We start from the raw sequence: 2,281 nt of genomic DNA on the forward strand, positions 1-2,281 counted from the left end.
CAGGCTTACCGCTTCGGCGGGGTCGATTCTATCGGGAACCGGCACCAGGTGCGTGGCGGGACGGATGCAGTAGTCGGCATTGCCCCCAATCTGGCTCAGGTCGGCCACCCGCAGACCGGGCTGAAAACCAGTCACGCCTTCCCCCAGTTTATCGATCACCCCCACCACATCGTAGCCGAGGGTGAAGGGCGGCTCTACCGATAAAAAGGGGTACAATCCCCGGCGGATGAAAGTATCGGTAAACACTGCGCTCGAGGCTTCGACACGGATGCGAACTTCGCCTGGCTGCGGTTCGGGAAGGCTGGTTTCGTTGACAATCCGAATGAGATCGGGGGCACCAAAGGCCGTTGCAATGACTCGACGATTTTTTATATTTTTAAGCTGACTTTTCATTGGAGCGTTCACCCGGTCGCGCATGAGATAGCGCGAAAAAAAACGCACTTTTGTATATAGTCCTCGTTAGGAGGCTTTCAAGGCTATGGCGATGCATCCGTTTGAAGGGAAAGCGTATTGTTTTTATTGTACTTACTTTAATAGAACATTTACCAAACTATAACATAAAAATATGAGTTCCTCTTCTGAAGAAAAAAATCCAAATGTTGATGAATCAGTCTCCTTCGGCGAGGTGCTGGATTTCTTTTCTGAGCGGTGGGTGCTACTGGCTATCAACAGTTTAATGGACGGTTCACGTCATTTCAACGAACTTGGCCGTGATTGCGGGGGGGCCAGCGGAAAGGTGCTGATCCAGAAGTTAGGAAAGATGGAGCAGCTAGGCATTGTGGAGCGAACGGTGCTTTCGGTAACACCACCCAGTACGAGTTACGCTCTTACATCCAAGGGTTTTTTGTTGCGCCCTGTCATCGGGGCCATTGACGGCTGGGCAAGGAGGTACCTACCCGCCCCGTTGGATTGGGATACTAATCAGGGCGGGGAAGAGACCCACGAGGGAAGGCAACCCATTCAGCTATTGCAGCAGAAGTGGGTTCTCCGCATCGTGCTGGCATTGCTAGAGTCGGGAAGTGCCGGGTACAACGAGTTAAGCCGCATCGTAGGCGTCAACGTGACCACGCTGGGTCATCGGTTGCGCGAGATGGAAGCCGGGGGGCTGATCGACCGGACGGTCGTGACCAGCAAGCCACTCCGATACAGTTATACGCTCACGGCGGCGGGGGCCGCACTGCAAACCGTTCTCAAAACTACTGAACAATGGGTTAGCCAGGCGGGCGTCGGGCCGATGGATTAGAAACGGAAAACCGCATCGAACCCGTGCTGGCCGAGGACGCCAACGAACGGTAATTGGGCTCATGCGTCGTTTTTTCAAACTGGTGGATTTGATCGATCAATCCGTCAAATGATGAACTTGTTGCTGTTTGCACTGGCGAGGCAAATATCGAGGGTGTAGAAGCAATCAGAACTAACAAAATGCTCGTTAATTCAGGTGTGTTTTTAATTAGACTTGTTGCAACATTGTAAATCAATTCATTAAATAGAAATTCCAGAGGCCAGCACATACCTCCAAGGTGTCGTCATATTTTCCAAAGTCACGCATTCGTAAACGGTCTGAAGCAATACGGTAACGCTTCATTCGCCCTATACTGTGCTCAATTCCAATCCGTTGATTGGCTAGTTTCTTGTTTAAAAGCTTCTGTTCGTCGGTCAGCGGGCACCTCTTTCGGGCCTTAACTGGCAGGTAGGCCTCTCGGCATTTGTAATCTTTTGCGAAACCCTGGTAGCCTGAATCCAAACGTACGTCAAAGTTTTCAAACCAATTCTGTTGAGGCGGAAACCGCGCGGGCGGCCCCGTCCTCTTTTAACATCCTATAATCATGCGTTTTTCCTACGTAACAATAACTCAAATAAAGGATCTTTTTATCACTTTCAGAATTGTGCATTGCTGTTATGACTGTCGTTTTCAACGTATGCCTTTTTTTTTACCTGAGTAGTTGTCTTTTTGTGAGTCTTCCTCCGAGGGGCGTTGGATGGGCTGTTCCGAGCCGTCTATAATAAGTGTGTCGTATTCACGGAAGAAATTCTCGAATTCAGCAACGTTCTCAAAGGTGCGAATAGGAGCATATCCGTTATCCGAAAGCATTGACATCAAGATACTTATGCCTGTATCCTGATTTCGCTTTGCATTGGAAGCGTCCATGCCTGTCACGAAACCGAGTAGATCGTAGGTCAGTCGGCACGGAATTCTAAGATAAAAACAAGCGATTGATGATATTATTTTTCCAAGATTCATGCCTAAGCGGCTTGCCCGTACTGGGCGATTGGCACATAG

At 49.5% G+C, this 2,281-nt stretch carries 3 protein-coding genes and 1 pseudogene; 1 reads left to right on the forward strand and 3 read right to left on the reverse strand.

Annotated features, from left to right (window positions below):
- Nucleotides 1-441: alcohol dehydrogenase catalytic domain-containing protein (locus ACEW8P_RS05900; protein WP_373512177.1), on the reverse strand; the 441-nt coding region annotated here is incomplete at its 3' end.
- Between the two features lie 124 nt (nt 442-565).
- On the opposite strand from ACEW8P_RS05900, the gene ACEW8P_RS05905 reads away from it, so the two are divergent.
- A complete protein-coding gene (locus tag ACEW8P_RS05905; RefSeq protein WP_373512178.1) occupies nt 566-1,243 on the forward strand; it encodes a winged helix-turn-helix transcriptional regulator in 678 nt (225 codons plus the stop codon).
- Between the two features lie 231 nt (nt 1,244-1,474).
- Here the strand turns inward: ACEW8P_RS05905 and ACEW8P_RS05910 are convergent.
- A pseudogene (locus tag ACEW8P_RS05910) lies at nt 1,475-1,747 on the reverse strand (transposase family protein); the annotation flags it as partial.
- A gap of 165 nt (nt 1,748-1,912) precedes the next feature.
- Nucleotides 1,913-2,281 (reverse strand): hypothetical protein (locus ACEW8P_RS05915; RefSeq protein WP_373512179.1); only part of this gene is annotated, 369 nt, incomplete at its 5' end.

Origin of the sequence: Persicitalea sp., assembly GCF_041751555.1 — a bacterium.
Taxonomy (GTDB): Bacteria; Bacteroidota; Bacteroidia; order Cytophagales; family Spirosomataceae; genus Persicitalea.

Coding starts and splice junctions, on each gene's coding strand:
- ACEW8P_RS05905 (WP_373512178.1), top strand. CDS start 566: ATGAGTTCCTCTTCTGAAGAAAAAAATCCAAATGTTGATGAATCAGTC.